Here is a 2,120-nt window from a genome sequence, read left to right as displayed (position 1 = left end):
CCCCTCCCGCCAGGACATCGCCGCCTTTTACCCGAAGGGCGGCGATGTTGCGTCTCACATCCCCCCGGATTCCTCCCCAGGCGCGGCGGCCGACTCGGGATCGCTCGATGCTCCACCGATGCGAGCGGGCAGGATGCCGCGGCATCCGCGTCTTTCTAACGTCGCCGGTGTGCAGCAGCTCTTCGTCGCCCGGCCCTCGTCCGCGGCACCCATGGCATCCGCTGACCTGGCGCCCGGGCGCCCGATCGCGCAGTTCGGGGTGCTGGCGCCGCTGATCGCCGACCCTGCCGTGACCGACGTTTTCGTCAACGGCGGCGACGGGGTCTTCGTCGATCGTGGCGATGGCGCCGTGCACGAGAAGGGGGTGCGACTCAGCGCCGAGGACGCCCGTGCACTTGCCGTGCATCTCATCGCGTTGGGCGGTCGTCACATCGACGACGCGACGCCCTGCATCGATGTGCGCGTCGCCGGCGGTCTGCGCGTGCATGCCGTACTGCCACCGCTCGCTGTCGACGGCGCGGTGGTCTCGATCCGGGCGCGACGGTTCGAGTCGCCCACCCTCGACGATCTCCAGCGTGGCGGGATGTTCGGCCCCGCGCAGCGGTCTCGGCTCGACGATCTCGTCGCTCACCGCCGCAACGTGCTCATCGCGGGCGCCGCGGGGAGCGGTAAGACGACACTGCTCGCCGCGATGCTGGCGGCCGTACCGGTGACCGAACGTATCGTCACGATCGAGGATGTCGCCGAGCTCTCCTTCGAGCACCCGCATCACGTTCGCCTGGAATCCCGGCAGGCCAATCTCGAGGGCGCCGGTGCGATCGGTCTCGACCGACTGGTGCGCGAGGCGCTGCGCATGCGGCCCGATCGGCTGGTCGTGGGCGAGTGTCGCGGAGCCGAGGTGCGAGAACTGCTCACGGCGCTCAACACCGGCCACGACGGCGGCGCGGGCACCGTGCACGCCAACGGCATCGGCGACGTCGCCGCCCGACTCGAGGCGCTGGGTGCTCTCGCCGGACTCGACGACGCGGCGCTCGCGAGACAGGTCGCGAGCTCGATCGATGCGGTGGTCTTCCTCGAACGGGATGCCGCGGGCCGCCGCCGTGTCGGGGCCGTGGGTGTGCCGGTCCTCCAGGCGGGGCGACTGCGCGTCGAGGCGGAGCCCGTCGCATGATCGGCGCCGTGCGCGGTGGCTCCCGGCGCCGCGCTCCCGATTCGATGTCCTCGTCCGCCGATGTCGCCCTGCAGCTCGCGGTGCTGCTGCAAGCGGGCGTGACCCCCGATCGAGCGTGGGAGCACATCGTCGCTGCGGGCGCGCGCGATCTCGCACCGCTCACCGACGGTGGCGACCGCGCCGTCGCGCTGGCGCGACTCGGAGACCAGTGGGCGCCGCTCGCCGCGGTGTGGCAGGTTGCCATCACGGTGGGCGCGCCGCTCGCGGTCACACTGCGCGATGCCGCGACGGCGGTGCGCGACGCCGACGAGGTGCGCGACGAGATCGCGGTGGCCCTGGCGGAACCGGTCGCGACCGCGCGGCTGGTGGCATGGCTGCCCGCCGTCGCCGTGCTGCTGTCCCTTACTCTCGGATTCGACCTGTCCGCTGTCGTGCGCTCGCCGATCGGCATCGCGTGCCTCCTCGCCGGTGTCGCGCTGATGCTCCTCGCCCGCCGCTGGACACGGCGCCTCGTCGCCCGCGCGCAGCCGGCTGCCGGGGTGGCCGGCATCGACGCCGACCTCGTCGCCATCGCGCTGTCGGGCGGCACATCGCTCGATGCTGCACGGCGCGCGGCGGCCGAGGCGGGGCATCCGGTCACCGTCGAGACCGTGCGGGCGCTCGAGCTGTCCATGCGCGCGGGCGTGCCGGCCGCGGAGCTGCTGCGCGCGCAGGCCGCGCGTCAGCGACGCCTCGCCCGCACGGACGGGCGGGAGCGCGCGGCGCGGCTGGGGTCGGCGCTGCTGCTGCCCCTCGGGGTGTGCACGCTGCCCGCCTTCCTCCTGCTGGGGGTGGCGCCGATGATCCTCGGCGTGCTGGCCAGCGGCGGAGGCGTCATCTGAACCCGTGCCCACCCACCCGTGCCCGCCCACCCGTGCCCGCCCACCCGTGCCCGCCCACCCGTGCCCGC

2 protein-coding genes are annotated in these 2,120 nt (G+C 73.9%); both read left to right on the top strand.

What is annotated here, in order from left to right:
* The first annotated feature begins 211 nt into the window (after window positions 1-211).
* Window positions 212-1,171 (top strand): TadA family conjugal transfer-associated ATPase, encoded by a 960-nt coding sequence (locus ASG00_RS14140; RefSeq protein ID WP_056210403.1) that lies wholly within the window; start codon window positions 212-214, stop codon window positions 1,169-1,171.
* 44 nt (window positions 1,172-1,215) lie between these two features.
* Window positions 1,216-2,052 carry a type II secretion system F family protein gene (locus ASG00_RS14135; RefSeq protein ID WP_056210400.1) on the top strand — a complete coding sequence of 279 codons (837 nt, stop codon included), beginning with the start codon at window positions 1,216-1,218 and terminating at the stop codon, window positions 2,050-2,052.
* Window positions 2,053-2,120: the final 68 nt, after the last annotated feature.

This window comes from Microbacterium sp. Leaf351 (assembly GCF_001423825.1).
GTDB lineage: Bacteria > Actinomycetota > Actinomycetes > Actinomycetales > Microbacteriaceae > Microbacterium > Microbacterium ginsengisoli.
Note: the sequence above shows the minus strand (reverse complement) of the source record. Positions and strands in the feature narration are given on the sequence as shown.

Coding starts and splice junctions, on each gene's coding strand:
- ASG00_RS14135 (WP_056210400.1), top strand. CDS start 1,216: ATGTCCTCGTCCGCCGATGTCGCCCTGCAGCTCGCGGTGCTGCTGCAA.
- ASG00_RS14140 (WP_056210403.1), top strand. CDS start 212: ATGGCATCCGCTGACCTGGCGCCCGGGCGCCCGATCGCGCAGTTCGGG.